General features: G+C 69.8%; 23 protein-coding genes and 1 tRNA gene. 17 read left to right on the top strand and 7 right to left on the bottom strand.

Going from position 1 to position 25,742, the window contains the following annotated elements; genetic code table 11:
• Nucleotides 1-76 precede the first annotated feature (76 nt).
• Nucleotides 77-1,144 (top strand): ligand-gated ion channel, encoded by a 1,068-nt coding sequence (locus tag C9F13_RS16820; RefSeq protein WP_114446921.1) that lies wholly within the window; start codon nt 77-79, stop codon nt 1,142-1,144.
• 113 nt (nt 1,145-1,257) lie between these two features.
• Here the strand turns inward: C9F13_RS16820 and C9F13_RS16815 are convergent, their stop codons facing one another.
• Entirely contained in the window at nt 1,258-1,797 is a 540-nt protein-coding gene (locus C9F13_RS16815) for an HdeD family acid-resistance protein (RefSeq protein ID WP_108447401.1), read from the bottom strand.
• Nucleotides 1,798-1,976: 179 nt separating this feature from the next.
• Nucleotides 1,977-2,053: transfer RNA gene (locus C9F13_RS16810), tRNA-Met, on the bottom strand.
• A gap of 195 nt (nt 2,054-2,248) precedes the next feature.
• Here C9F13_RS16810 and phbB point away from each other — a divergent pair.
• On the top strand, nt 2,249-2,995 hold the full coding sequence (phbB, locus tag C9F13_RS16805; RefSeq protein ID WP_108447400.1) for an acetoacetyl-CoA reductase: 747 nt from the start codon (nt 2,249-2,251) through the stop codon (nt 2,993-2,995).
• A gap of 103 nt (nt 2,996-3,098) precedes the next feature.
• Here the strand turns inward: phbB and C9F13_RS16800 are convergent, their stop codons facing one another.
• Nucleotides 3,099-5,870, bottom strand: coding sequence for a DUF349 domain-containing protein (locus C9F13_RS16800; protein ID WP_108447399.1), 2,772 nt, complete (start codon nt 5,868-5,870; stop codon nt 3,099-3,101).
• 255 nt (nt 5,871-6,125) lie between these two features.
• Here C9F13_RS16800 and minC point away from each other — a divergent pair, with 255 nt between their 5' ends.
• From minC to sbcB, 4 genes are all read left to right on the top strand, one after another.
• On the top strand, nt 6,126-6,899 hold the full coding sequence (minC, locus tag C9F13_RS16795) for a septum site-determining protein MinC (protein WP_108447398.1): 774 nt from the start codon (nt 6,126-6,128) through the stop codon (nt 6,897-6,899).
• 72 nt (nt 6,900-6,971) lie between these two features.
• Nucleotides 6,972-7,790 (top strand): septum site-determining protein MinD, encoded by an 819-nt coding sequence (gene minD / locus C9F13_RS16790; RefSeq protein ID WP_108447397.1) that lies wholly within the window; start codon nt 6,972-6,974, stop codon nt 7,788-7,790.
• Nucleotides 7,787-8,038 (top strand): cell division topological specificity factor MinE, encoded by a 252-nt coding sequence (minE, locus tag C9F13_RS16785; RefSeq protein ID WP_108447396.1) that lies wholly within the window; start codon nt 7,787-7,789, stop codon nt 8,036-8,038. The genes minD and minE overlap by 4 nt, the downstream gene beginning before the upstream one ends.
• Nucleotides 8,039-8,133: 95 nt before the next feature.
• Entirely contained in the window at nt 8,134-9,624 is a 1,491-nt protein-coding gene (gene sbcB, locus C9F13_RS16780; protein ID WP_108447395.1) for an exodeoxyribonuclease I, read from the top strand.
• Between the two features lie 83 nt (nt 9,625-9,707).
• On the opposite strand, the gene C9F13_RS16775 is transcribed toward sbcB, so the two are convergent.
• On the bottom strand, nt 9,708-12,539 hold the full coding sequence (locus tag C9F13_RS16775; protein ID WP_108447394.1) for an insulinase family protein: 2,832 nt from the start codon (nt 12,537-12,539) through the stop codon (nt 9,708-9,710).
• Nucleotides 12,539-13,225: an SOS response-associated peptidase gene (locus tag C9F13_RS16770; protein ID WP_108447393.1), complete on the bottom strand. Its 687-nt coding sequence runs from the start codon at nt 13,223-13,225 to the stop codon at nt 12,539-12,541. Before C9F13_RS16770 ends, C9F13_RS16775 begins: the two co-directional genes overlap by 1 nt.
• A gap of 188 nt (nt 13,226-13,413) precedes the next feature.
• Here C9F13_RS16770 and C9F13_RS16765 point away from each other — a divergent pair, with 188 nt between their 5' ends.
• Together C9F13_RS16765 and C9F13_RS16760 are read left to right on the top strand one after the other, a co-directional pair.
• Entirely contained in the window at nt 13,414-14,031 is a 618-nt protein-coding gene (locus C9F13_RS16765; protein ID WP_108447392.1) for a TetR/AcrR family transcriptional regulator, read from the top strand.
• Nucleotides 14,031-14,786, top strand: coding sequence for a 1-acyl-sn-glycerol-3-phosphate acyltransferase (locus C9F13_RS16760; protein WP_108447391.1), 756 nt, complete (start codon nt 14,031-14,033; stop codon nt 14,784-14,786). Before C9F13_RS16765 ends, C9F13_RS16760 begins: the two co-directional genes overlap by 1 nt.
• Nucleotides 14,787-14,805: 19 nt before the next feature.
• Here C9F13_RS16760 and C9F13_RS16755 read toward each other — a convergent pair whose 3' ends face one another.
• Together C9F13_RS16755 and C9F13_RS16750 are read right to left on the bottom strand one after the other, a co-directional pair.
• Nucleotides 14,806-16,089, bottom strand: a complete 1,284-nt coding sequence (locus C9F13_RS16755; protein WP_108447390.1) for an HlyC/CorC family transporter — start codon at nt 16,087-16,089, stop codon at nt 14,806-14,808.
• 75 nt (nt 16,090-16,164) lie between these two features.
• Complete coding sequence (locus C9F13_RS16750) at nt 16,165-16,965, bottom strand: cytochrome C assembly family protein (RefSeq protein ID WP_108447389.1); 801 nt, start codon at nt 16,963-16,965, stop codon at nt 16,165-16,167.
• Between the two features lie 225 nt (nt 16,966-17,190).
• Here C9F13_RS16750 and ffh point away from each other — a divergent pair, with 225 nt between their 5' ends.
• From ffh to thrC, 9 genes are all read left to right on the top strand, one after another.
• Nucleotides 17,191-18,600, top strand: a complete 1,410-nt coding sequence (gene ffh / locus C9F13_RS16745; protein WP_108447388.1) for a signal recognition particle protein — start codon at nt 17,191-17,193, stop codon at nt 18,598-18,600.
• 227 nt (nt 18,601-18,827) lie between these two features.
• A complete protein-coding gene (gene rpsP / locus C9F13_RS16740; protein WP_071944078.1) occupies nt 18,828-19,076 on the top strand; it encodes a 30S ribosomal protein S16 in 249 nt (82 codons plus the stop codon).
• A 37-nt stretch (nt 19,077-19,113) separates the two neighbouring features.
• Nucleotides 19,114-19,662 carry a ribosome maturation factor RimM gene (gene rimM / locus C9F13_RS16735; RefSeq protein WP_108447387.1) on the top strand — a complete coding sequence of 183 codons (549 nt, stop codon included), beginning with the start codon at nt 19,114-19,116 and terminating at the stop codon, nt 19,660-19,662.
• 26 nt (nt 19,663-19,688) lie between these two features.
• Nucleotides 19,689-20,462: a tRNA (guanosine(37)-N1)-methyltransferase TrmD gene (trmD, locus tag C9F13_RS16730; RefSeq protein WP_108447386.1), complete on the top strand. Its 774-nt coding sequence runs from the start codon at nt 19,689-19,691 to the stop codon at nt 20,460-20,462.
• Between the two features lie 167 nt (nt 20,463-20,629).
• A complete protein-coding gene (rplS, locus tag C9F13_RS16725) occupies nt 20,630-20,986 on the top strand; it encodes a 50S ribosomal protein L19 (RefSeq protein WP_108447385.1) in 357 nt (118 codons plus the stop codon).
• A 119-nt stretch (nt 20,987-21,105) separates the two neighbouring features.
• Nucleotides 21,106-22,008: a site-specific tyrosine recombinase XerD gene (xerD, locus tag C9F13_RS16720; protein ID WP_108447384.1), complete on the top strand. Its 903-nt coding sequence runs from the start codon at nt 21,106-21,108 to the stop codon at nt 22,006-22,008.
• Nucleotides 22,009-22,011: 3 nt separating this feature from the next.
• Nucleotides 22,012-22,755, top strand: a complete 744-nt coding sequence (locus C9F13_RS16715) for a DsbC family protein (protein ID WP_108447383.1) — start codon at nt 22,012-22,014, stop codon at nt 22,753-22,755.
• 93 nt (nt 22,756-22,848) lie between these two features.
• Nucleotides 22,849-24,165, top strand: coding sequence for a homoserine dehydrogenase (locus C9F13_RS16710; protein ID WP_108447382.1), 1,317 nt, complete (start codon nt 22,849-22,851; stop codon nt 24,163-24,165).
• A 3-nt stretch (nt 24,166-24,168) separates the two neighbouring features.
• Nucleotides 24,169-25,557, top strand: a complete 1,389-nt coding sequence (gene thrC, locus C9F13_RS16705; protein ID WP_108447381.1) for a threonine synthase — start codon at nt 24,169-24,171, stop codon at nt 25,555-25,557.
• Nucleotides 25,558-25,742 lie beyond the last annotated feature (185 nt).

Here is a 25,742-nt window from a genome sequence, read left to right as displayed (position 1 = left end):
TGAAAAAGGGAGCTCGCCACCCGCGTGGCGCGCACGAGGGATGCCCATGGGGAGGGGAGTGGAGATGCCAGCGCCGATGTTTCATCACGCCCTCGCCGCCGGACGCGGCATCACCCGCTGCCTCGCCCTTTTCCTGCTGGTGCTGAGCGCCTCTGCCCAGGCCCAGGAGCAGGTCCAGGAGCCGCCTCAGGCCCGGGTCTGCGAGCTGCCCGCCCTTCAGACCAACGAGCGCCCGCTGGCCGACGGGCCGGCCACCGAGGTGCAGGTGGGGTGGGGCGTCATCGACATCCTCGATATCGACGACATCAACCAGCAGATCGAGGGGGACTTCATCGTCACCCTGTCCTGGGTCGATCCGCGTCTCGAGGGGCTGGAGGGGTGCCGCTTCCAGCGCAGCCGAGTCTGGGTGCCGGAGGTGACGCTGTTCAACTCCTTCGCGCTGACGGCGCGCAGGACCAACCTGCTCGACCAGGTGGCGGTCGGTCCCGGTGGGCAGCTGATCTACCAGCAGCGCTACCGTGGCCACATCTCCACCTATCACCCTCTGCAGGATTTCCCCTTCGACGCGCAGACGTTCGCGTTCCGGGTCGGGTCGGTGGAGAGCGGCCCGGACCAGATGGTGCTGGTGCCGATGCCGGAGCGGACCTTCCTCGGTCGCCGCCTCAACATCGAGGGCTGGCGGATCACCGGCCTGGAGACCACGGCGGCCATCGAGCCCATTCCCGCCCTCAACGAGAACCGCAGCCTGTTCACCGCCAGGCTCGGTGCCGAGCGCGTGGCGACCTACTACGTCTTCAAGATCATGCTGCCGATGTTGCTCATCGTGGTGATGTCCTGGGCGGTCTTCTGGGTGCCCGCTCACCGCTACGAGTTTCAGATCGGTCTCGGCGCCACCTCGATGCTGACGCTGATCGCCTTCCAGCTCTCGATGTCCACCTATCTGCCGCGCCTCGGGTACTTCACCACCGCGGACCAGCTCATCGCCTGGGCCACCGTCCTGGTGTTCCTGGCGATCTTCAACGCCGTGGCCACCGGCGTGCTGGTGAACTCGGGGCGGGAAGCGGTGGCCGCCCGGCTCGACAGGCTCTGCCGCTGGATTTTCCCGCTGCTGCTGGTGATCGGCTGGAGCGTCGCGATGCTCTAGCGAGGGCAGGGCATCGGCGGGCGCCGTCGCCACAGGGCGCGGGTGAGAGCGACCGGGGCTCGGAGGCCGCCGCCCGGTGCGTCTCGAGGCGCTTTAGGCGTGAGCCGTCGACGTCACGCGGCCCGGTGTCGTTCGGCGGACAGCCCCGTGCGCAGGAAGAAGGAGAACGCGATGAGGCCGGCACCGTTGAAGAGCAGCTCGATGCCCAGCAGGATGCCCAGCAGGGCCGGGGCGATGGCGAAGAAGTTGACGATGACATAGCCGGCGAGCAGCACGGAGAGCCCTCCCGACACCAGCATCGGCCAGAAGAAGGGCGTGCTGCGCATCTTGAAGGAGGTCACCACTCGTGCCGCACCGCTGGCGGCAAAGAGGATGGTGGCGAGGGCCGCCAGCGAGATGATGCCTTCGAGGGGGCGAAAGATCAGCGACAGGCCGAGCAGGACCATCACGGCGCCCAGGGCGATGCCGAGCACCTTGCCGGTGGTCTTCTCGTCCCCGACGCCGGCGAAGATCTGAAAGCCGCCGGAGACGACGAACAGGATCCCTGCCAGGGTGGTGACGGCCAGCGAGGCGGCCACCGGGTTGGCCAGAACCACCACCCCGAAGCCGACGGAAAGAACCCCGAGAATCAACCACTTGATCCAAGTCTTCATGTCAAACCTCACCGAAGTTGCGCATGTTCCGTGGAGTTTGAGTGTAGCAGCCGGCGGGGAATACTAGCGGTATTCGTCCGGGCGTCTAGGGTGCGGGGCGGCGACGGAGCGGGAAGTCACGAGAGAAGGGCGCAACGAAAGAAGGCGTATCGTCCTTGGACGATACGCCTTCTCGAATTTGGTAGCGGGGACCGGATTTGAACCGATGACCTTCGGGTTATGAGCCCGACGAGCTACCAGACTGCTCCACCCCGCATCAACGTGAGGCGTATTCTACACGGCGTGCTCCTTTAGTCAAGGATCGATTTCCAACGCTCGTCCCAGTGCCGATCCCTGGTCCATACTCGAGTGGCGTAACAAAAATGACTGCCCAACAACTCATAATGGTCATGCTGGTGGTGGCCCGTCCGGTCACCCCATGACGATGTCATTCATATCAGGGAGATAGCCAATGACAACGCAAGCACCCGTCGCCTGGGTCACCGGTGGCACCGGCGGTATCGGCAGCGCCATCTGCCGCGAGCTCGCCTCGCAGGGCTACATGGTGGTCGCGGGATACCACAATCCGGAGAAGGCGAAGGCCTGGCTGGAGACCCAGAAGGCAGAGGGCTACGACAATATCGCCCTGTCCGGGATCGATCTCACCGACTACGCGTCCTGCGAGGCCGGGGTGAAGGAGATCCGCGAGGCCCATGGCCCCGTCAGCGTGCTGGTCAACTGTGCCGGCATCACTCGCGACGGCACCATGAAGAAGATGTCGCCGGAGCAGTGGAGCGAGGTGATCGACACCAACCTCAACAGCGTCTTCAACACCTGCCGCAGCGTGATCGAGGACATGCTGGAGCAGGGCTACGGCCGCATCATCAACATCTCCTCCATCAACGGCCGCAAGGGGCAGTTCGGCCAGGTGAACTACGCGGCGGCCAAGGCAGGGATGCACGGCCTGACGATGTCACTGGCCCAGGAGACCGCCACCAAGGGCATCACCGTCAACACCGTGTCGCCCGGCTATATCGCCACCGACATGATCATGAACATTCCCGAGAAGGTGCGCGAGGCCATCCGCGAGACCATCCCGGTCAAGCGCTACGGCACCCCCGAGGAGATCGGCCGCCTGGTCGCCTTCCTGGCCGACAAGGACCAGGGCTTCATCACCGGCGCCAACATCGACATCAACGGCGGCCAGTTCATGGGCTGATCGCCCGACCGCCGCAGGACTCCTGCCGCCGGCGACCCCGGTGGCAGAACGCAGAACGCGAGGCCTCGGCCTCGCGTTCTGCGATTTGATTGCGCCCCTTGCCTCAGGGGGGCGGCCGCTCGGCGAGGATCGCGAGCATCCGGTCGAGCTCGCCGACCTCGCGCTCCCAGCAGGGCTCGGGCATCGGGCCGTTGGCGAGCAGCTCGCCGAGCAGCTGGTGGAGCTCGTCGGCGCGGGAGATCGTCTGGCCCATGTTCTCGTTGAGCCGCTCTACCTGGATCGCCAGGCGCAGCGGGTCGTCGCGCTGCTGGACGCGGCCGCCGGCCAGCAGGGAGAGGTGGGCCCGCAGGCGGGCGAGCCGCTCCTCCGCCTCGGCGGCGGTGCCGGTCTGGCGGGCGGCATTGCGCGCCTCGTGGGCGCGCCGCAGCTCCGCAGGGAGGGCGGGCTCGCGGGGCAGGTCGACCGCCTCGGCGGGACCGCCCGCCAGGCAGCGGGCGTCGGCCTGCAGGTGCGCCGTGAGCAGGGGGCGGATGGCCTGCCAGCGGAGGGCTTCCTCAGCCAGGGCCAGGCGGTCCAGGCGCTCGCGGCGCGCCCGCACGATGCCGCTCCAGCGACGCCGCATGCCCTCGGTGCGCCGGCCGGAGGGCAGGGGCTCCAGCGCCGAGGCCTCGCGGATGGCCTCGTCCAGCACGTCGCCCTCGCGGCTCTGGGTGGGGTGCCAGGCATCCATGCGGTCGATCAGCGCCTGCATGGCGTCCAGCCGGGCGCGCTGTCGCTGGGCGTGATCGTCTCGGGCGGCGTCGCGGCTGGCGAAGATCTCGTCGCAGAGACCGCGGAACTCCCGCCACAGGGCCTGTTCCTCCCCCTTGGGGGCGCGTCCCAGGCTGCGCCAGCGACGCTGCAGGGCCTTCGCCTGGTCGGCCCGCTGGCCGGGCGGCAGGTCGCGTGCCAGCAGCTCGCGGGTCTCGTCGATCAGGGTTCGCTTGGCCTCGGCGATCTCCCGCGCCCGTCGGTCGATCAGCGCCTGCAGCTCGTGGAGGATGCGCCCGAAGCGCCGGCCGGTCGGTTCGGCCTGCTCGCGGGGCACCGGGGCGAGGCGCCGCCACTGCTCGCGGGCGCGGTCGCGGATCTCGCGCAGCCCGTCGGGGTCGGCCCGGTGGGCGGGCTGCTCGAGCAGCGTCTCGAGCTGCTCGCACAGCGCCTGGCGCGCCTCCAGGTGGCGCTGCCGCTCGGCCTGCTGGCGCTCGTGCCAAGGGCCCAGGCGTGTCTTGATGCGATCCGAGGCGGCGCGGAAGCGGGCGGAGAGCGCGCGGTTGGCGGCGGCGTCACCCAGCGCCTTCCACTCCTTGACCAGCTGGCGGTGGCGACGGTCGAGCTCGGCCTCGGGCATCTCGGCCTGTTCGGCCAGCGCCTCGATGGCCTGGCAGAGCTGGTCGCGCTTGGGGCCGGCGACGAAGCCGCGCCAGTCGCGCAGCTCGGCGAGCCGCGCCGCCAGGCGCTTGAGGCGCGCCTGTTCCGCGGGCGGCAGGGCCCTGGGCAGCCGCTCGGCCTGCTGGCGCAGGCGCTGGTGGAGGCGGCTGGCTCCCTTGAAGGCACCGCGCTCCAGCAGGGCCTCCAGCTGGTCCAGCTCCTCGACGAAGCGGGCCAGCTGCGCCTGCGGCTCGCCGCCGTCGTCCTCGGCCAGGCGCGCCCGGGCGCGGGCCAGCAGTGGCGTCGGGGCCAGTCGCGCCGGCCAGCCGCAGGCCTCGACCAGGGCGCCCAGGCGCTGATCGTCGCCCTCGGCCAGCGCCTGCTCGATGGCCTCGGCGCGCTCGTCCAGGCGCACCCGGGCCTGGACGATCCGTTCGTACTCGGCGAGCGCCGCGTCGTAGCGACGGCGCAGCGCCTCGTCGGCCAGGTGATGGTCGGAGAGTGCCTGCCAGCGGCTGGCCATCAGGCGCTTCTGGGCGCGCAGGCTGGCGATGTCCTGATCGGTGAGTCGCTCCCCCTGGTGCAGGCCCTCGAGGCTCTCCTCCAGGGCCTCGACGAGGGATTCCCGGGTCTGGTCGGCATTCTCGCGCCGCCGGTGATCGGCATCGCGGGCATGCTCCTGGGCCTCGTGGTCGCCGAGGATCTTGCGGCAGCGCTGGCAGGCGTCCTGGTAGCGACGCTCCTGGCGGGCGTCCGCCAGGTCGCGGTGCTTCGCCCACTCGCGCATCAGGTGGCGCAGGCGCCCGGCGTAGAGCGGCTCCCAGGGGCCCTGGGCGTGGCGCTCGAGCTTCTCGAGCAGCGCCTCGCGCTCGGCGCGGGCCGCCGCCAGGGAGGCGGTGTCGGCGCGCAAGCGGTTGAGGCGCTCGCGGGCCTGGCGGGCCACCTGACGGTCGCGCCGGGCCTCATGGGCCAGCCGGGCGAGGCCCGCCTCGCTCTCGACCCGGGCGGCCGCGGCATGGCGCACGGCGGCGATGCCGTTGTCGCAGGCCTGGCGAACCAGGTCCTCCTCCGCGTCGAGGCGGGCCAGGGCGGCCAGGCGCAGCTGCTGGTTGTCGCCCTGCAGGGCGAGCTCGTTGAGCAGCGCCCGATCCTCGAGTCGCTCCACCAGGGCGATGCGCGTCGGCAGGTCGTGATGGCCGCGCCGGCCGGCGAGCAGGGCGACCAGGTGCCGCCGGAGCTCGGGCGAGGCGTCCGACGGGCCGCACAGCGTCAGCAGGGTCTCGGGGTCGTCGAGGGCTTCCAGGGCGGCCAGGCGCACGCCGGGATCGGGGTCCAGAGCCAGCCGTTCGAGGGTGCGGCGCTGGTCGTCGCTCGACGGATCGAGGCGGGACACGGCCTGGCGGCGAACCTCTGGATCCGGGTGCTTCCAGCGCGGGGCGAACAGGCGGCGAAGGAGTCCTGGCATGGGGCTTCCTGACGAGGAGGGCGCTCCCGAGCGGGGCGCGAGATGGTCGTTGTTATCGGTAGCGAGGCGGCGGAACTTGAGTCTCTCGTATCTAAGCACGTGACGTGGCGGCAGAAAAGGCTCGGCGCCGGCGAGGTGTGGCCGTCCGGAGACACTGACAAGGCGGCCCGATGTCCTTATGATCGGTTGCAGGGTTGCAGTCACTCGCTTAGCTTTGAGTGGTACCCCGACCATCACCCGACGTGGAGTTCGGCAATGAGTCTCAATGTGGACAGGGACCGTATGGCCTTCACCTTCAAGGGGGGGATGCTGCCGATGACGGTCATGGAACTGACCAGTGCCGACCCCGAGCGCATTCGCGAGCAGCTGGCCGGCAAGCTCAGTCAGTCGCCGGCCTTCTTCCAGCACACCCCGGTGGTGCTCAACGTGGAGAAGCTCGACGAGCCGCATCTGGCGCTCGAACGCATCTGCGCGGTGTGCCGCGCCCACAAGCTGCTGCCGGTGGCGGTGCGCGGCGGGCCGGACCCCGTCAAGCAGTCGGCCTGGGCCCTGGGGCTCGGCTGGTTCCCGCCCCAGGAGGCCTCGCGCCCGCGTCCTCTGGAGAGCGTGGCCGATGCCGCGGCGGCCGATGAGGCCGTCCTCGAGGAGCCGGTGGACGCCGCTCCCGAGGGGGCCGAGGAGGCCCTTCCCGTGGCGACCGCCCGGGGGCGCATCTACCGCGGCACGGTGCGCTCCGGCCAGCAGGTGACCGCCCCCGAGGGCGACCTGGTGGTGATCGGCGCGGTCAACGCCGGGGCCGAGGTGCTCGCCGCCGGCAACGTGCACGTCTACGGCGCCCTGCGCGGGCGGGCCCTGGCCGGCATCCACGGGGACGTCAAGGCCGGGATCTTCTGTCGCGAACTGCACGCCGAGCTGCTCTCGGTGGCCGGCAACTACAAGCGCCTCGAGGACATCGACCCGCGCCTGCTGGGCACCACCGTCCAGGTTCAGCTGTTCGACGGCCAGCTGAGCATCAAGTCGCTGGACTGATGTCGGCCAAGCGCGCGGCGGCAGGACTCACGCCCGCGTTTCTTTTCCTCAAGACAAGACAGGATGTGACATTTGGCCAAGATCATCGTTGTGACCTCCGGCAAGGGAGGGGTCGGCAAGACCACCAGCGCAGCCGCCATCGCCACCGGGCTGGCGCTGCGCGGCAAGAAGACCGCGGTCATCGACTTCGACGTGGGGCTGCGTAACCTCGACCTGATCATGGGGTGCGAGCGCCGCGTGGTCTATGACCTGGTCAACGTGATCCAGGGCGAGGCGGGACTCAACCAGGCCCTGATTCGCGACAAGCGGGTCGACAACCTGCATATCCTCCCGGCCTCCCAGACCCGCGACAAGGATGCCCTGACCCAGGAGGGCGTCGAGAAGGTGCTCGACACCCTGGGCAAGGACTTCGACTTCATCATCTGTGACTCCCCGGCGGGCATCGAGCGCGGCGCCCAGCTCGCCATGTACTACGCCGACGAGGCGATCGTGGTCACCAATCCCGAGGTCTCCTCGGTGCGCGACTCCGACCGCATCCTCGGCCTGCTGGCCTCCAAGACCCGACGCGCCGAGCGCGGTGAGGACGCCATCCGGGAGCACCTGCTGATCACCCGCTACAACCCGAGCCGGGTCGACCTGGGCGACATGCTGAACCTGGACGACATCCGCGAGATCCTGGCCATCGACCTGCTGGGCCTGATCCCCGAGTCCGAGGCGGTGCTGCGGGCCTCCAACCAGGGGGTGCCGGTCACCCACGACGACAGCAGCGATGCCGGCCAGGCCTATGCCGACACGGTGGCCCGGCTGCTCGGCGAGGAGGTGCCGCTGCGCTTCCACGAGTACCAGAAGAAGGGCCTGTTGAGCCGCATGTTTGGAGGAGCCCGCCGGTGAAGTTGCTCGATTTCCTCAAGCGAGAGCGCAAGAAGTCCGCGTCGGTCGCCAAGGAGCGGCTGCAGATCATCGTGGCCCACCAGCGCACCCAGCGCGGGCAGCCCGACTACATGCCGCTGCTGGAGAAGGAGCTCTTGGAGGTGATCCGACGCTACGTGCAGATCGACGACGACGCGGTCAACATCACCCTCGACAGCGAGGACAACTGCTCGGTGCTCGAGCTCAACGTGACCCTGCCCAGGGCCTGAACCGGCTCGGGCGGCGCCGCGTGGCCGGCGGCTGAGCCGGCCGCGGCGCTGTGGTAGGCTGGGCCGCTGAATCCCAGCCTTCGGAGAGCTCGCCCATGGCGCAGTCGCCCGCCGCCCCGCAGACCTTCCTGTGGCACGACTACGAGACCTTCGGTGCCGACCCGCGTCGCGACCGGCCCTCGCAGTTCGCGGCCATCCGCACCGATGCCGAGTTCAACGAGATCGGCGAGCCGCTCGAGCTCTTCTGCAAGCCCGCCGACGACTTCCTGCCCCATCCGAAGGCCTGCCTGATCACCGGCATCACGCCGCAGCAGGCGCGTCGCCGCGGCCTGCCGGAGGCTGAGTTCGCCGGCCGCATCGAGGCGGCGATGAGCGAGCCAGGCACCTGCGCGCTGGGCTACAACAGCCTGCGGTTCGACGACGAGGTGAGTCGCCACCTCTTCTATCGCAACCTGCTCGACCCCTACGCCCGGGAGTGGCAGAACGGCAACTCGCGCTGGGACCTGATCGATGTCGTGCGCGCCTTCCACGCCCTGCGCCCCGAGGGCATCGAGTGGCCGACCCGCGATGACGGCGCGCCGAGCTTCAAGCTCGAGGACCTGACCGCCGCCAACGGCATCGCCCACGCCGGGGCCCACGATGCCCTGGCCGACGTCCGCGCCACCATCGCCCTGGCGAGGCTGCTGCGCGAGCGCAATGCGCGGCTGTTCGACTATCTGCTCGGCCTGCGCGGCAAGCGCGCCGTCTCCCGGCAGCTGGACCTGCCCGGCCGCAAGCCGGTGCTGCACATCTCGCGGCGCTACCCGGCCAGTCGCGGCTGCAGCGCCCTGGTGATGCCGCTGGCCGAGCACCCCACCAATCCCAACGGGGTGATCGTCTTCGACCTGTCGATGGATCCGACCCCGCTGCTGGAGCTCTCGCCCGAGCAGATACGCGAGCGGGTCTTCGTCAGCAACGACGACCTCGCCGAAGGCGCCGAGCGCATTCCGCTCAAGGTCATCCACATCAACAAGTGCCCGGTGCTCTTCCCGGCCAGCGCGCTCAAGGACGCCTCGGGGCCCCGCCAGGGCGAGTACGGCGAGATCGTCGAGCGCCTGGGGCTCGACCTGGCCGCCTGCCGCGAGCACTGGAAGCGGCTCGCCGCCCGTCCCGAGGTGGCGGCCCGGGTCGCCGAGGTGTTCGCCGCGCCCCACCCCGAGCCGCCCCACGATCCCGACCTGATGCTCTATGCCGGCGGCTTCTTCTCGCCGGCGGATCGCCAGCAGATGCAGCGGGTCCGCGACACCGATCCCTGGGACCTGGTGGGGGCGCGCTTCGCCTTCCAGGACCCGCGCCTCGAGGAGATGCTGTTCCGCTACCGGGCCCGCAGCTACCCCGAGACCCTGGAGAGCGAGGAGCAGGCGCGCTGGGAGGCCTTCCGCTGGGAGCGCATCAACGACCCGGCCGTCGCCAGCCTGACGCTCAAGGACTTCGCCCGGGAGATCGAGCGCCTCAACGGCGAGCCGCTCGCCGACCGCGACCGCCAGGTCCTCGAGGAGCTGGTGATGCACGTCGAGGCGATGATGCCGCCCCAGGCCTTCGGCTGACGACGCCCGGCGATCGTCCTCCCTAACGACAGCGCCCGGCCATCTGGCCGGGCGCTGTCGTTCATGGGGGGCTGGCGCCCGGGTCAATCCTCGGGCAGCGGCGCCAGGTGATGGCTCAAGGCCAGCACGTCGCTGGGCTCGTCGCCCGGGTCGAAGCTGACCCGGGCGACGGCGCTGTCGCTGAGCGCCGGCCAGGCCTGACGCAGCTCGTCGGCCGTCACCGTCAGGACTCGCTCGGCGAGGCGGCGGTGGCGATCGAACTCGGTGTCGTCGCTGGCCAGCGCGCGCCACAGGCGATCGGTGCGCCCGGAGAGGCTGGTGTCGCGCTGCCTCAGTGCGTCGTGCACCGCCTGCCGGTAGGGCGCCAGGGCCTCGTCGTCGAGCGTTTCGAGTCGCCCGGCGAAGTCGTCCAGGAAGGCGTCGATATGGCCTTGGATCGCCTCGCTGTCGGTGTCGGGGGACTGCACCAGCAGGCTGATGCCGGGAGCATCGAGCAGGGGAGAGTAGCCGGCGTTGACCACGTAGCCCAGCTGCTGCTCGGTGCGCAGGCGCTGGTAGAACGGTGTCTCCAGCAGCTGGCCCAGCACCGCCATGCGCGCCTGGCTCTGCAGCGAGCGGTCCGGCCCCTGCAGGTAGCGCAGCACCAGCGAGTCCTCCCGGGTGGTGGTCGGGGTGAGCTCGGGCAGGTCGTCGGCCTGCAGCGGGGTGAGGTCGGGAATGGCCTCGGTGGTCAGGGTCGGGGCGAGCGCCTTGGCTACCCGTCGCGCCTCGTGGCTGGCGAGCTCGCTGGTCAGGTTGCCCACCGCCATCGCCTCGAGGTGCAGCTCGGCGAGGAAGCGCCGGCGGAAGTCGCGCAGCTCCGTGACCTCGAGGTCATCGATCGCCGCCAGCAGCGCCTCGGTGGGCCACTGCGGGCGCACCAGCGCCTCGGAGAGGGTGCGGTGGGCCTGGCGGTAGAGCGCATCCTGCGGGGCGTTGCGCCACTCGCGCTGGAGGCGATAGCGCACCCGCTCGAAGGTCGCCGCGTCGATCTCGCCCTCCTCGAGCTGGGTGACGACCCGCTCGATCAGCCGGTCCTGGCGGTCCCGCCAGCCGGAGAACGCCAGGGTGATGCCGCGGGCGTGGGCGTAGGCCTCGAAGTGGTGGCCGGCCAGGCGCGCCGGGTAGAGGGTCTCGTTGAGGCTGTCGACGAGCCAGCCGGCGAGCAGCCGGGAGAGCGCCGCCTCGCGGGCCTCGCGGCTCGCCGCGGGGTGCTGGAGGCTGAAGCGCCACTCCACCTGGGGAGTGTCGAAAGAGGCGTCCGCCATGTGCCAGAAGTCGAACCCCGCCTCGTCGATGGCCAGGCTCGGGACCTCTTCCTGCGCCTCGATCAGCGTGAGGTCCGAGGCGATGTAGGGGTTGGGCTCGGGCAGGGCGATGCCGGGCAGCGGCTCGCCGGTCTCGTCCATGGCGACTTCGCGCCAGGGCGTCTCGAACCAGGGCGAGGTCCGGTCGCCTTCCACCTCCGGGCCGCTGTAGAGGCGCAGCAGGCGGTCGGGGCGCAGGCCGTCGAGCCACTGCGTGATCAGCTTGCGGTCGAAGCCGTCGTAGCGGTAGGGCGCGACGTTGACGTCCTCGAGCGGATAGCGCGAGAGGTTCATGGCCAGCCGCATGGCGTCGCCCTGGGGGGCGCCGTGCTGCTGGAAGCGGAACTGCTGGTCGGCCAGCCGCGCCTGCTCCTCGTAGCGCCACGCCTCGAGGCCGTCCTCGCGGATGCGCTCGATGGCGGCGAACAGGCTCGCCTGGACGCGGGGCAGCGCCTCGGCGCCCTCCGGGGTCAGGCTGATGTCCACGGCGAACAGCGCCTGGCGGCCGTCGCCGCGGGTCACGCCGGCGGAGAGGCCGTCGGCCCATCCCGCTTCGCGCAGCACGGCGAACAGGCTGCCCTCGCCCTCGTGGCCGAGCAGGTGGGCCAGGTAGTCGGCGGGCTTGTGGCGATAGGCGGTCTCCGGGTCGGGCACCGGGAACAGGAAGCTGACCCGCTGGCTGTCGCGCTCCGACTGGAGCCGCACGGCGCGCGGCAGGTGCTGCGCCTCGACCAGCGGGGCCTCGATGCGCGGCCGTGCGAGGCCGCGGTCCGGCACGTCGGCGAAGCGCTCGGTGACCAGGCCCTCGAGTTCGTCGAGGGGCTGGGGGGCGACCACGGCCAGGTGCATGACGTTGGCGTCGTAGTGCGCCTCGTAGAAGTCGATCACCCGCTCGCGCAGGCTCGGCTCCCCCGCCGGTCGGTCGGCCAGGGTCTCGCGACTGCCCACCGAGAAGCCGGTGGTGGGGTGGGCGGGGTTGAGCAGCTGGTCGAGCACGTCCTGGGCGCGGCGGCCGTCGTCGTGCAGTCGTGCCTGGTACTCGGAGTGCACCACGTTGCGCTCGCTCTCCAGGCGCTCGGGGTTGAACAGCGGCGACACGAAGAAGCGGCTGAAGCGGTCCAGGGCACCGGCCAGGGCGTCGGGCTCGATGTCGAAGAAGTAGTTGGTGTCGTGCGGCGCGGTGAAGGCGTTGTGGCTGCCGCCGTGGCGACTCAGGTAGCCCTGGTAGGCGTCGGGTGCGGGATAGGCCTCGGTGCCGAGGAACAGCATGTGCTCGAGGTAGTGGGCCAGGCCGGCGAGATCCTCGGGATCCTGGGCGCTGCCCACGTCGACGTTCAGCGAGGCGGCGGCCTTGTCGGCCTCCGGGTCGCTGACCAGCAGCACGCTCAGCCCGTTGTCGAGGGTCAGGGCGCGGTACTGCCGGTCGTCGTGGGGGCTGACCTTGGGCGAGACGGTCGAATGAATGGCGTCGGCGCGGGCGGTCAGGCCCGTCAGCAGGGCCGCGGCAACGGCCAGCCAGGCGAGCAGGCGGCCCGACTGGCGGCAAGAGTCAGTAGAGGCGTGATTCATCATCGCTCCTGTGAGACGGGATGGCGCAGCATGGGGCCGATGGGATGGGCGCAGCTCGGCTCCTCGCAGGCGGGGTCGTTGACCTTTCTCGAGACCGCAAAGGCGCCCAAAAGTTCCGCGGGGGCGGGCCCGAGCATGGCCTGGGCCTCCTCCGCCGAGGTCTGCGTGTCGAGCCAGCGCAGGGCCTTCCCGGGGGCGATCACCGCCGGCAGGCGGTCGGTGATCGGTGCCAGCAGGGCATTGGTCGGCACCGTGATCAGCGCCATGGAGTCGTGGTGTTCGTGGAGGCTGGTATGAAAGCGGCACCAGATCCCCGCCAGCAGCAGCGGGCCGCGATCGGCGCGGGTGACCAGGAAGGGCTGCTTGAAGCGCGGCTGGGGCTTCCAGGCATAGACGCCGCTGGCCGGCACCAGGCAGCGCCGGGCGGCGAAGGCCTCGCGAAACATGGGGCGCGTCTGCAGGGCCTCGGCCCGGGCGCAGTGCGGCGCGTGATCGAGCACCTTGAGCCAGGGGGGCGTCAGCCCCCAGAAGGCCCTCGCCAGGCGCGCTTGGCCGGTATCCAGGCGGATCATCGACAGCGGACGGCGCGGCGCCAGGTTGGGGCCGGTGATCAGGGCGGTCTCGGCGACCAGGTCGGGCAGCAGGCGCTCGAGGTCGAGCGGGGCGATGTGCAGTCGGCCGGCCATGGGGACTCCGAGTGGATGGCGCGTCAGGGTAACCAAGTCCATCGGCGGAGAAAAGCCGCGAACGCGGCGCGATCCTGCCGGCGGCTTGCATCGCCAACGGGTGTGGATATGCTATCGAAAACAGTGTTCGATGAGGGTATCCTTGTCGTCCGACGCGCACTGCGCGCCACCACCCCGCGAGGATCCCGATGGCTCGTCCCCGACAGCATGCCCCCGAGGCGCTCCATGCCCACGTCATGGAGGCCTGCGATGCCTGGCTCAGGCAGCATCCGGTCCACACGCTGTCGCTGCGGGCGCTGGCGCGCGAGGTCGGCTGTGCGCCCAGCACGCTGCTCAAGCTCTACGGCAGCTTCAGCAACCTGCTGCAGCACGTCAACGTCGAGAGCCTGGCGCGGCTGCGCGAGGTGATCGAACCGCTGCTCACCGATGAGCTGCCCGAGCGTCGCCTCAAGGCCCTGGCCCGGGCCTACTGGCAGTTCGCCCGCCAGGACCCTCATCGCTGGCAGCTGCTCTTCGACTATCCCCTGGCTCAGGAGGGTGAGCTCGACCAGCGCCAGAACGAGATGATCGAGGGGCTGTTCCTGCGCGTCGAGGCGACCCTCAAGGAGTACCAGCCGTCGCTGGACGACCTGGAGGCCTGGCGGCTGAGCCGCACGCTCTGGGGCAGCGTGCACGGCCTGGTCCAGCTGGGGCTCAACGAGCGCCTCGGTCGCCGGCAGGGCGAACCGCTGGAGGTGGGCGAGCTGCTCGACCAGCTGCTCTCGACCATCCTGGCCGGCCTCGCGCGCGCGCCGGACGCGTCGTGATGTCCCCGCTGCTGTGGGGGGCGACGGGGCTGGTGATGGCCGCGGGCGGCTGGCGACTGGCCAGCGCCCCTCATCCCTTCCTGCGACGCCTGCTCGCCCTGCTGCTTCACCTGGCCTATCGGCTGCGCTTTCGCGGTCGCGAGCAGATTCCCGCGAGCGGCCCGGCCATCGTCGTCTGCAACCATGTCAGCTTCATGGACGCCCTGGTGGTGGGCGTGGCCAGCCCCCGGCCGCTGCGCTTCTTGATGGACAAGCCGATCTACGACTCGCCCTGGCTCAACTGGCTGTTCCGCCGGGTGGGCGCCATTCCCGTGGACGCCGACCGGCGCGATCCGGGCAGCGTGCGCCAGGCGCTGGCCGAGGTCAGCCGGGCGCTGCGCCAGGGCGAGGTGGTGATGGTGTTTCCCGAGGGGCGCCTGACCCCGGACGGCGAGATCCAGCCCTTTCGCCGCGGCCTCGAGCTGATCCTGTCCCGCGATGCAGTGCCGGTGATCCCCGCCGGCCTGGCCGGCCTGTGGGGCTCCTGGACCTCGCACCAGGGCGGCAAGGCGCTGACCCGGCCGCCGCGGCGCTGCCGCGCCCGGGTGGCGCTCTACTTCGGCGAGGCCATGTCGCCCGGCGAGGCGAGCCGGCAGCGGGTCGTCGAACGGGTGTGCGCCCTCAAGGCCGAGGCCGACGGCTGGGCCGCGCCCGGCACACGCCTCGACGAGGCGGCACCGGGGCGAGCGGGAGAGGCGGAAGAGACGGGGCGCTGACCGGTCCGGATGACGGGCCTCACGCGACCCGCGCGGGGCGGCGCACCGGCTGCCAGCAGCGGGCCGCGGTGATCAGGTTGTCGCGCACCTCGAGGATCTCCATGCGCACGTTGCCGATCTGCAGGCAGACCGGCCCGTCGGGGAAGGACTCCAGGTGCTCGAGGATCACGCCGTTGAGGGTCTTGGGGCCGTCCGTCGGCAGCTGCCATCCCAGCGCCTTGTTGATGTCGCGGATGTTGGCGGTGCCGTCGATCAGGTGGCTGCCGTCCTCCTGGGGGTGAATCTCCTGGTCGAGGCCCGCCACGTCGGTGGTGAACTCGCCGACGATCTCCTCGAGGATGTCCTCCAGGGTCACCAGGCCCTCCACGTCGCCGTACTCGTCGACCACGATGCCGATGCGCCGCTTCTGCTTCTGGAAGTTGAGCAGCTGGGTGTGCAGCGGCGTGGACTCGGGGATGAAGTAGGGCTCCCGCGCCTCCTGGACGATGGCCGCCTTGGTCACGTCGCCGCGCGAGAGGAAGCGCGCCGCGTTGCGCAGGTGGAGCATGCCGATGATGTTGTTGATGTCGCCCTTGTAGACCGGCACCCGGGTGTGCTGGCTGGTGCGGATCTGGGCCAGGATCTCCTCCAGGTCGTCGTCCAGGTCGAGGCCCATCACCTCGTGGCGCGGCACCATGATGTCGTTCACGGTGACGTTCTCCAGGTCGAGGATCGACAGCAGCATCGACTGGTGGCGCCGCGGGATCAGGGTGCCGGCCTCGTGCACCACGGTGCGCAGCTCGTCGCGGGTCAGGTGGTCGGCGCCGCCGTCGATGCTCTTCACGCCCATCAGTCGCAAGAGGCCGTTGGAGATGGCGTTGACCAGCCACACCAGCGGGTAGAGCAGCTTGAGCAGCGGCTCCAGGGCCAGCGAGGCGGGATAGGCGATGCGTTCGGGCTTGATCGCCGCGTAGGTCTTGGGCGTGACCTCGGCGAAGATCAGGATGGTGATGGTCAAAAGCGCCGTGGCGACGGCGGGGCCGGTCACCTCGCCGAAGAAGTGGATGGCGATGATGGTGGCGATGGAGGCCGCCAGGTTGTTGACGAAGTTGTTGCCGATCAGGATCACGCCGATCAGCCGGTCCGGCCGCGCGAGCAGGCGCATAACCCGTTGGGCGCGCGTATCGCCGCTGCTCGCCTGATGGCTCAGGCGGTAGCGGTTGATCGACATCATCCCGGTCTCGGAACTGGAGAAGAAGGCGGACAGGCAGACGAGCAGGAACAGCAGGCCGAACAGCAGTCCCAGCGGGAAGTCGTCACTCAATGTCGAAGGATCCTCAAAGGCGTATCAGGCTCGAGTTGTAGGGACTCGGCCGGCGGGTGTCAAGGCGGGACGCTCTCAGCCGCGGTCGAGGACGATCTCCAGCACGAACTTGCTGCCGAAGTAGGCCAGCAGCAGCACCAGGCAGCCGCCAAGGGTCCAGCGCACCGCGCGCATGCCGCGCCAGCCCAGACGGTGGTGGCTGAACAGCAGGGTGGCGAAGATCACCCAGGCGGCCAGCGACAGGATCGACTTGTGGGCCAGGTGCTGGGCGAACATGTTGTCGACGAACAGGAAGCCGCTGACGATCGACAGGGTCAGCATGAGCATGCCGGCCCAGATCAGCTCGAAGAGGATCCGCTCCATGGTGGTCAGCGGCGGCAGCGACTGGACGACGCCGCGGATGTGGTGATGGCGCAGCGCCTGGTTCTGAATGCCCAGCAGCACCGCCTGGACGGCGGCGATCGCCAGCAGGGCGAAGGCCAGGGCGCTGCTCAGGGCGTGCAGGGCGATGCCCGGGGTCATGCCGCTGGCCCGCTCGGGGCTCGGCAGTCCCACCGCCAGCAGCAGGCTCAGGCCGGCCAGCGGCAGCAGCCCGGTGGCGATGTTGAGCACCGGCTTGAAGAGGCTGACCAGCAGCAGCAGCAGCACGGCCAGCGCGCCGACCAGCACCGCGCTGGTGGAGAGGCCGGGCAGCAGGGAGTCGCCCCGGGCCAGCAGGGTGGCGGCCAGTGGGAGGTGGCAGAGCAGGCCGAACAGGGCCAGGGCGCGCACCAGCATGTCGCGCGGCGGAACGCGCCGGGCCAGGGCGAGGCCCTGCCAGGAGGCGGCCCCCACGTAGAAGAGGAAGGCCATGACGGCAAGTGATAGCGGCTGCATCGATCGCTGTCCGTGCGCCTTCGCCAGCGCCTGAGCTTATGAAATGGTGCCGCTACTATACCGAATCCCCGGGGCGGCGCACAGCACGGCGGGGCCTCCTGGCGGCAGCGAATCATGGTCATGCATGGAGACTGCCGGCCAGGGCGCGTATAATTTTCGACCATTGAAGGGAGCCCCGGCCGGTGCCGGAGCGGTTTCCCCGGCCATCGTGATTGGAGAGGCCCCATGTTCCAGAATCTCAGCGAGCGTCTGTCCCAGACGCTCAAGTCCATCAAGGGTCAGGCCCGCCTGACCGAGGACAACGTCAAGGACACCCTGCGCGAGGTGCGCCGAGCCCTGCTCGAGGCGGACGTCGCGCTGCCGGTGGTCAAGGCCTTCATCGACCGGGTGCGCGAGCGTGCCGTGGGGCAGGAGGTCTCCCAGAGCCTCTCCCCGGGGCAGCAGTTCGTCAAGATCGTCCAGCAGGAGCTCGAGGCGATCATGGGCGAGGCCAACGAGGGCCTGGTCCTCAAGGGCTCGCCGGCGGTGGTGCTGATGGCCGGCCTGCAGGGCGCGGGCAAGACCACCTCGGTGGCCAAGCTGGCGCGCTACCTGCGCGAGCGCGAGAAGAAGAAGGTGCTGGTGGTCTCCGCCGACGTCTATCGCCCGGCGGCCATCGACCAGCTCGAGACCCTGGCCCGGGAGGTCGAGGTCGACTTCTTCCCGTCGCGCAGCGACCAGCAGCCGGTGGCCATCGCCGAGGCGGCGATCAAGCACGCCAAGATCCAGTTCCACGACGTGGTGCTGGTCGATACCGCCGGTCGCCTGGCCGTCGACGAGGCGATGATGGCCGAGATCCAGGCCCTCGAGAATGCCGTCTCGCCGGACGAGACGCTGTTCGTGGTCGATGCCATGACCGGCCAGGACGCCGCCAACACCGCCAAGGCCTTCCACGAGGCGCTGCCGCTGACCGGGGTGATCCTCACCAAGGCCGACGGCGACGCCCGCGGCGGCGCGGCGCTCTCGGTGCGCCACGTCACCGGCAAGCCGATCAAGTTCATGGGTGTGGGCGAGAAGGTCGACGCCCTCGAGCCCTTCCACCCGGACCGGGTGGCCTCGCGCATCCTCGGCATGGGCGATGTGCTCTCGCTGATCGAGGAGGCCGAGCGCACCGTCGACAAGAAGAAGGCCGACCAGCTCGCCAAGAAGGTCAAGAAGGGCCAGGGGTTCGACCTCGAGGACTTCCGCGACCAGCTCCAGCAGCTCAAGAAGATGGGTGGCATGGGCGGCCTGATGGGCAAGCTGCCGGGCATGGGGCAGATGGCCGAGATGGCCCAGGGCCCGGGGCCGGAGAAGGAGATGGGCAAGCTCGAGGCGCTGATCAACTCGATGACCCCCCAGGAGCGTCGCAAGCCCGAGATCATCAACGGCTCGCGCAAGCGCCGCATCGCCGCCGGTGCCGGCCTGCAGGTGCCCGACCTCAATCGTCTGCTCAAGCAGCACAAGCAGATGCAGAAGATGATGAAGAAGGCGGGCCAGAAGGGCGGCATGCAGAAGATGATGCGCGGCATGTCCGGCATGATGGGCGGCGGCGGTCCGGGCGGGCCCGGCGGCATGGGCGGCATGGGTGGTCCCGGCGGGCTGCCTTGGCGCTGAGCCGGCGCATGGCGCGGCGCCGAGCGCAAAAAGGTTTCCAAGTCGAGCGCTTTTCCGTAGAATGTCGCGTCTTCACAGGCAGGACCGCGAACGGCGCGGTCATCGTCGTGACCGAATGACCCGAAGCCGGGCCGTCGGCCCGCTTCCCGGAGCAGATCGTCGAGGCCAGCCGGGCAACGGCACCTCGGCCGAAATATCCGTAACTTCAACCGAAGGATAATCAACGCATGGTTACCATTCGTCTGGCACGTGGTGGCGCCAAGAAGCGTCCCTTCTACCACCTCACCGTGACCGATTCTCGCAAGTCCCGTGACGGTCGCTTCATCGAGCGTCTGGGTTTCTTCAACCCCGTCGCCCGTGGTCAGGAAGAGCGCCTGCGCGTCGACCTGGAGCGCATCACCCACTGGCAGAGCCAGGGTGCCCAGCTCTCCGACCGCGTCGCCGAGCTGGTCAAGGAAGCCCGCAAGCAGGCCTGAGCCTGATGCGGTGGCTGCAACGGTCCAGGGGTCGTCGATGAGCGAACACGCGCAAGCGCAGCCGGCCGACGATCACGTGGTGCTGGGCAAGTTGACCAGCCCCTACGGCGTCAAGGGCTGGCTGAAGGTGTATTCGTACACCAGTCCCATGGACGGCATCCTCGACTACGAGGCCTGGGTGCTGCGCCAGGGCAGCCGTCTGACGCGCGCGCGCCTGCTGCAGGGGCGTCGCCAGGGCAAGGGCCTGGTGGCGAGGCTCGAGGGCGTCGACAGCCGCGAGGCGGCCGAGGCCATGGCGGGTGCCGAGATCCTGCTGCCCAAGGCCGAGCTGCCCGAGCTCGATACCGATGACTACTACTGGTATCAGCTCGAGGGACTGGCCGTGGTGACCCGCGAGGGCGTCGCGCTGGGGCGCATAGATCACCTCTTCGAGACCGGCGCCAACGACGTCATGGTCGTGAAGGGAGCCGCCGACGAGCGCATCGAGGCGCGCGAGCGCCTGCTGCCCTTCCTGCCCGGCGACGTCGTGCTGGAGGTCGACCTCGAGGCGGGCGTGATGACCGTCGACTGGGACCCGGAATTTTGAGTTCCGACGCGGTTCCGGCGCCGGCCATGTGGATCGGCGTGGTGTCGCTGTTCCCCGAGATGTTCGAGGCGATCACTCGGCACGGCGTCACGGGTAGGGCGGTGGAGAAGGGGCGCATCGCGCTCGAGTTCTGGAATCCCCGGGACTACGCCACCGACCGGCATCGCACCGTGGACGACCGCCCCTACGGCGGCGGCCCCGGCATGCTGATGAAGGTCGACACCCTGCGTTCGGCCATCCACGCCTCCCGGGAGCGCGCCGAGGCCGCCACCGGCCAGCGCGCCAAGGTGATCTACCTCTCCCCCCAGGGACGTCGGCTGGATCAGCGGGGTGTGCAGGAACTGGCCTCGGGCCCACCCCTGGTGGTGGTGGCCGGGCGCTACGAAGGCATCGATGAGCGGGTGGTGGAAGCCGACATCGATGAGGAGTGGTCGATCGGCGACTATGTGCTCAGCGGCGGCGAGCTGCCGGCCATGGTGCTGATCGATGCCGCGGCAAGGCTGGTGCCCGGGGTGCTGGGCCATCAGGATTCCGCGGTCGAGGACTCCTTCAACGACGGGCTGCTGGACTGCCCGCACTACACCCGCCCCGAGGACGTCGACGGGCGTCGAGTGCCGGAGGTCCTGCTCAGCGGCCACCATGGCGCCATCCGGCGCTGGCGGCTGAAGCAGTCCCTGGGGCGGACCTGGCTCAGGCGGCCCGACCTGCTGGAAGGCAGGACGTTGAGCGACGAGCAGCGTGTGCTGCTCGAGGAGTTCATCGAGGACTACGCGCTGTCCACTCGACAGGCCGAGCAGTAGGCCGGGCGAGGGATCAGGGCGGAGGTGCAGGACGCGTCCGAGGACGGCGGACCTGTGTCACCAACAGCATTCCCGCGCTCTCGAGCCCGTCTCGGGCGCCGGGATCACGACACGCCGGCGACGAACCGCATCCGGCGCGTCACGAAGTTTATTGAGGAGTTATTGTCATGAGTAGCAAGAACAAGGTGATCCAGGCGCTCGAGACCGAGCAGATGAGCAAGGAAGTCCCGGCCTTCGCCCCCGGCGACACCGTGATCGTCCAGGTCAAGGTCAAGGAAGGCACCCGCGAGCGTCTCCAGGCCTTCGAAGGCGTGGTCATCGGCAAGCGTAACCGCGGCCTGAACTCCGCCTTCACCGTGCGCAAGATCTCCCACGGCGTCGGCGTCGAGCGTACCTTCCAGACCTACAGCCCGCTGGTCGACTCCATCGAGGTCAAGCGTCGTGGTGACGTGCGCCAGGCCAAGCTGTACTACCTCCGTGAGCGCAGCGGCAAGTCTGCCCGCATCAAGGAAAAGCTGGCCTGAGGCGACCGCCTCTGCCCGCGTGTGGCGTCGGGGCCCCAGGCCCCGTCTCCGCTGTCGAAACCCCGTCACCGCTGCCGCGGGGCGGGGTTTCGTTCTGACTGGGCCCGCTCGGGAGTCCTATGGGAAGCACCACGCAGGTCGCAGCGCTGATCGACGCCTTCCTCGACGGCCTGTGGCTGGAGCAGGGCGCCAGCGACAACACGCTGAGCGCCTACCGTCATGACCTGACCCGCTGGCAGGCCCGCCTGGCCGAGGCCGGCGAGGCGCTGCTGTCGCCGAGCGGCGAGGCGCTGCCGGCCTGGCTCGACGCGCGGCGCGAGGCGGGCTACAGCCTGCGCAGCAACGCCCGGCTGCTCTCCAGCCTGCGGCGCTTCTACCGCTGGGCTCTGGGCGAGGGGCTGATCGATCACGACCCGCTGGTCGACGTGCGCCTGCCCCGGGTGCGGCCGTCGCTCCCCGACACCCTGGAGGAGGACGAGGTGGAGCGCCTGCTTGCGGCGCCGGACCTAGCCACCGATCTCGGCGTGCGCGACCGGGCCATGCTGGAGGTGCTCTACGGCGCGGGCCTGCGGGTCACCGAGCTCGTGGGGCTGACCACCGACGCGGTCAACCTGCGCCAGGGCGTGGTCCGGGTGCGCGGCAAGGGCGACAAGGATCGCCTGGTGCCGCTGGGCGAGGAGGCCGTGAGCTGGCTCGAGCGCTACCTGCGCGCCGCCCGCGGCGCGCTGATGGCCGACATCACCCGGCCGGCGCTGTTTCCCGGGCGTGACGACCGCTGCCTGACCCGCCAGGCCTTCTGGTACCGCATCAAGGCCCATGCGCGGGTCGCCGGGATCGACCGACCGCTGTCGCCGCACACCCTGCGCCACGCCTTCGCCACCCACCTGTTGAATCATGGGGCCAATCTGCGTGTCGTACAGCTGCTGCTCGGTCACAGCGATCTCTCGACCACGCAGATCTATACCCATGTGGCGCAGGTGCGACTCGAAGACCTGCATGCCCACCATCATCCTCGAGGCTGAACCATGAGATTATCGACCCTTACCGTCGGCGGGGGGCTGCTGGCGGCGTCCCTGGCCCTGCTGCCCGTCGCCCAGGCCGATCCGGCCCGGCAGCTGGCCGAGACCCTGACGGTCAACGGCCAGTCCATGCCGGTGGAGCGCGTTCGCGAGACGCCGCTGGAAGGCTTCTATGAGGTCACGCTGGAGAGCGGCGAGACCTTCTACAGCAACGCCGAGGGCAGCCACTTCCTGGTCGGCGACCTCTACGAGAACGCCGAGCACGGTCTGGTCAACCTCACCGAGCAGGGCCGCAACGCCGAGCGCAGCGCGCGGCTCGCCGCGGTGCCGGAGAGCGAGCGGGTGATCTACCGCGGCACCGGCGAGAGCCGTGCCGAGCTCGTGGTCTTCACCGACACCACCTGCCCCTACTGCCGCCAGCTCCACGAGGAGGTGCCGCGGCTCAACGAGATGGGCATCGAGGTGCACTACCTGGCCTTCCCGCGCAGCGGCCTGGGCTCGCCGGGCGGGCGCCAGCTGCAGCAGGTGTGGTGCGCCGACAACCCGACCGAGGCGATGTCGGCGGCCAAGCGCGAAGAAGCGCTGACGGGCGCCGCGGACTGCGACAATCCGGTCGAGGAACAGTATCATCTGGGCATGCAGCTCGGCGTGCAGGGCACGCCGGCGATCGTGCTGCCCGACGGCCGCCTGGTGCCCGGCTATGTGCCGGCGGAGCGGCTGGCCGCCATGCTCGGCCTGAGCGAAGGATGATCGAGGAATGACCGACGCCGACGAGCGTCGGCACGAGGGGCCCGCACGGGCCCCCTACACGCTGAGACACACGCCAGAACAAGGGGAAAGACATTGAAACCGGTGAGAGTGGGAATCTGTGGCCTGGGGACCGTCGGTGGCGGAACCTTCAACGTGCTGACACGCAATGCCGACGACATCGCCCGGCGGGCGGGGCGTCCGATCGTCATCGAGCAGGTCGCCTTCCGCAGCCTCAATCCCGAGTGTGACACCACCGGCATCCGCACCACCTCCGACGTCTTCGAGGTGGCCACCAACCCCGACATCGACGTGCTGGTCGAGCTGATCGGCGGCTACGACGTGGCCCGCGAACTGGTCCTGACCGCCATCGAGCACGGCAAGCACGTGGTCACCGCCAACAAGGCGCTGATCGCGGTGCATGGCAACGAGATCTTCAAGGCCGCCCACGAGAAGGGCGTGATCGTCGCCTTCGAGGCCGCCGTGGCCGGCGGCATCCCGGTGATCAAGTCGCTGCGCGAGGGCCTCGGCGCCAACCGCATCGAGTGGGTCGCCGGCATCATCAACGGCACCGGCAACTACATCCTCACCCACATGCGCGACGAGGGCCGCGCCTTCGAGGACGTGCTGGCCGAGGCCCAGGCGCTGGGCTATGCGGAGTCCGACCCGACCTTCGACGTCGAGGGCATCGACGCCGCCCACAAGCTGACCATCCTCGCCTCCATCGCCTACGGCGTGCCACTGCAGTTCGAGAAGGCCTACACCGAGGGCATCTCGCGGATCACCGCCGAGGATGTGGAGCAGGCCGACAACCTGGGCTACGTCATCAAGCACCTGGGGCTCTCCAAGCGCACCGAGGCCGGCCTCGAGCTGCGCGTGCACCCGACCCTGATCCCCAAGGAGCGGCTGCTGGCCAACGTGCACGGCGTCAAGAACGCCATCGCCGTGATGGGCGACGCCGTGGGCCCGACCCTCTACTACGGCGCCGGTGCCGGCGCCGAGCCCACCGCCTCCGCGGTGGTCGCCGACCTGCTGGACGTGGCCCGCGACATTGCCACCGACCACCACTACCGCGTGCCCTACCTGGCCTTCAGCGGCATCGACGAGGACGTCAGCCAGCTTCCGATCATGCCCATGGAGGACATCACCACCGCCTACTACCTGCGGCTGCTGGCGGTGGACCGCCCCGGCGTGCTGGCCCGGGTGGCGACCATCCTCTCCGAGCAGGGCATCTCCATCGAGGCGCTGATCCAGAAGGAGGCCACCGAGGGCGAGCTGGTGCCGATCATCCTGCTGACCCACCGCACCCGCGAGAAGCAGATGAACGAGGCCATCCGGCTGATCGAATCGCTGGCCGACATCGCCGGCCCGGTGACGCGGATCCGCGTCGAGTCGCTGGACGAGCAGGAGTAAGGCATGCGCTACATCAGCACCCGCGGGCAGGCGCCCGCGCTCTCCTTCGAGGAGGTCGTGCTCACCGGCATGGCCAGCGACGGCGGGCTCTACATCCCCGAGACGATCCCCACCCTCGGCCATGACGAGCTGGCCGCCATGGCCGGGCTCTCCTACGCCGAGATCGCCTTCCGGGTGATGCAGCCCTACGTCAATGGCGAGATCGACGACGACACCTTCCGCGGCATCGTCAAGGAGGCCTACGCCACCTTCAGCCATGACGCCGTGGTGCCGCTGAACCAGCTCGACGCCAACCACTTCCTGCTCGAGCTGTTCCACGGCCCGACGCTGGCCTTCAAGGACGTGGCGCTGCAGCTGCTCGGCCGCATCCTCGATCACTTCCTGAAGAAGCGCGGCGAGCGCGCGGTGATCATGGGCGCCACCTCCGGCGACACCGGCTCCGCCGCCATCGAGGGCTGCCGCCACTGCGACAACCTCGACATCTTCATCCTGCACCCCCACAACCGGGTCTCGGAGGTGCAGCGCCGCCAGATGACCACGGTGCTGGCCGACAACGTCTTCAACGTCGCCATCGAGGGCAACTTCGATGACGCCCAGGCGATGGTCAAGGCGAGCTTCGCCGACCAGGGCTTCCTCGAGGGCACCCGGCTCGTCGCGGTGAACTCCATCAACTGGGCGCGCATCATGGCCCAGGTGGTCTACTACGTGGCCTCCGCCGTGGCGCTGGGTGCCCCGCACCGCGCGGTCAGCTTCTGCGTGCCCTCGGCGAACTTCGGCAACGTCTTCGCCGGCTACATCGCCAAGCGCATGGGGCTGCCGGTGAAGCAGTTCGTCATCGCCACCAACGCCAACGACATCCTGCACCGCACGCTCTGCGACAACGACTTCTCCAAGCAGGAACTCAAGGCCACTCTGGCACCCTCCATGGACATTGTGGTGTCGTCCAACTTCGAGCGGCTGCTGTTCGAGGCCTACGGCCGCGACGGGGCCGCGGTGAAGGCCCTGCTCGAGCGCTTCCAGCACGAGCCCACGGCGCTGGCCGAGGCGCCGCTGGCGACGCTTCGCGAGAGCTTCGCCAGCCACAGCGTCGACGACGCCACCATCCTCGAGGTGATCCGCGAGGCGCACCATCGCACCCAGGAGATCCTCGACCCGCACACCGCCACCGGCTACCGGGCGGCCGAGCGGGCGCGCGCCGACGCGACGACCCCGATGATCACCCTGGCCACGGCCCATCCGGCCAAGTTCGCCGAGGCGGTGGTCAAGGCCGGCTTCCCGGGCGTGCCGCTGCCGCCGCACATGGACGACCTGCTGGAGCGCGAGGAGCGCTACACCGTGCTGCCCGCGGAGCTCTCCGCCGTGCAGGCGTTCGTGGCCGAGAATCGTCGCTGAGGTTGCTGTCGAGAAGATGGCGCCTTGGGCGTAGAACGAGGGGCGCCGGGGACAGGCCGAAAAGGAGGTCCTACGCCATGGATGGCGTCGGTAGCGCCCATGGATGGGTTCACAGCGCCTCCTTTGAGGCCTGATCTCGGATCAGCCCCGACGATCGGCCACCCGCCCTGGTAAATTCGCTATCC

The organism is Halomonas denitrificans, from assembly GCF_003056305.1.
Lineage (GTDB): Bacteria > Pseudomonadota > Gammaproteobacteria > Pseudomonadales > Halomonadaceae > Halomonas > Halomonas denitrificans.
The sequence above is the reverse complement of the archived record's forward strand: the minus strand, read 5'-3'. Positions and strand labels throughout refer to the sequence as shown.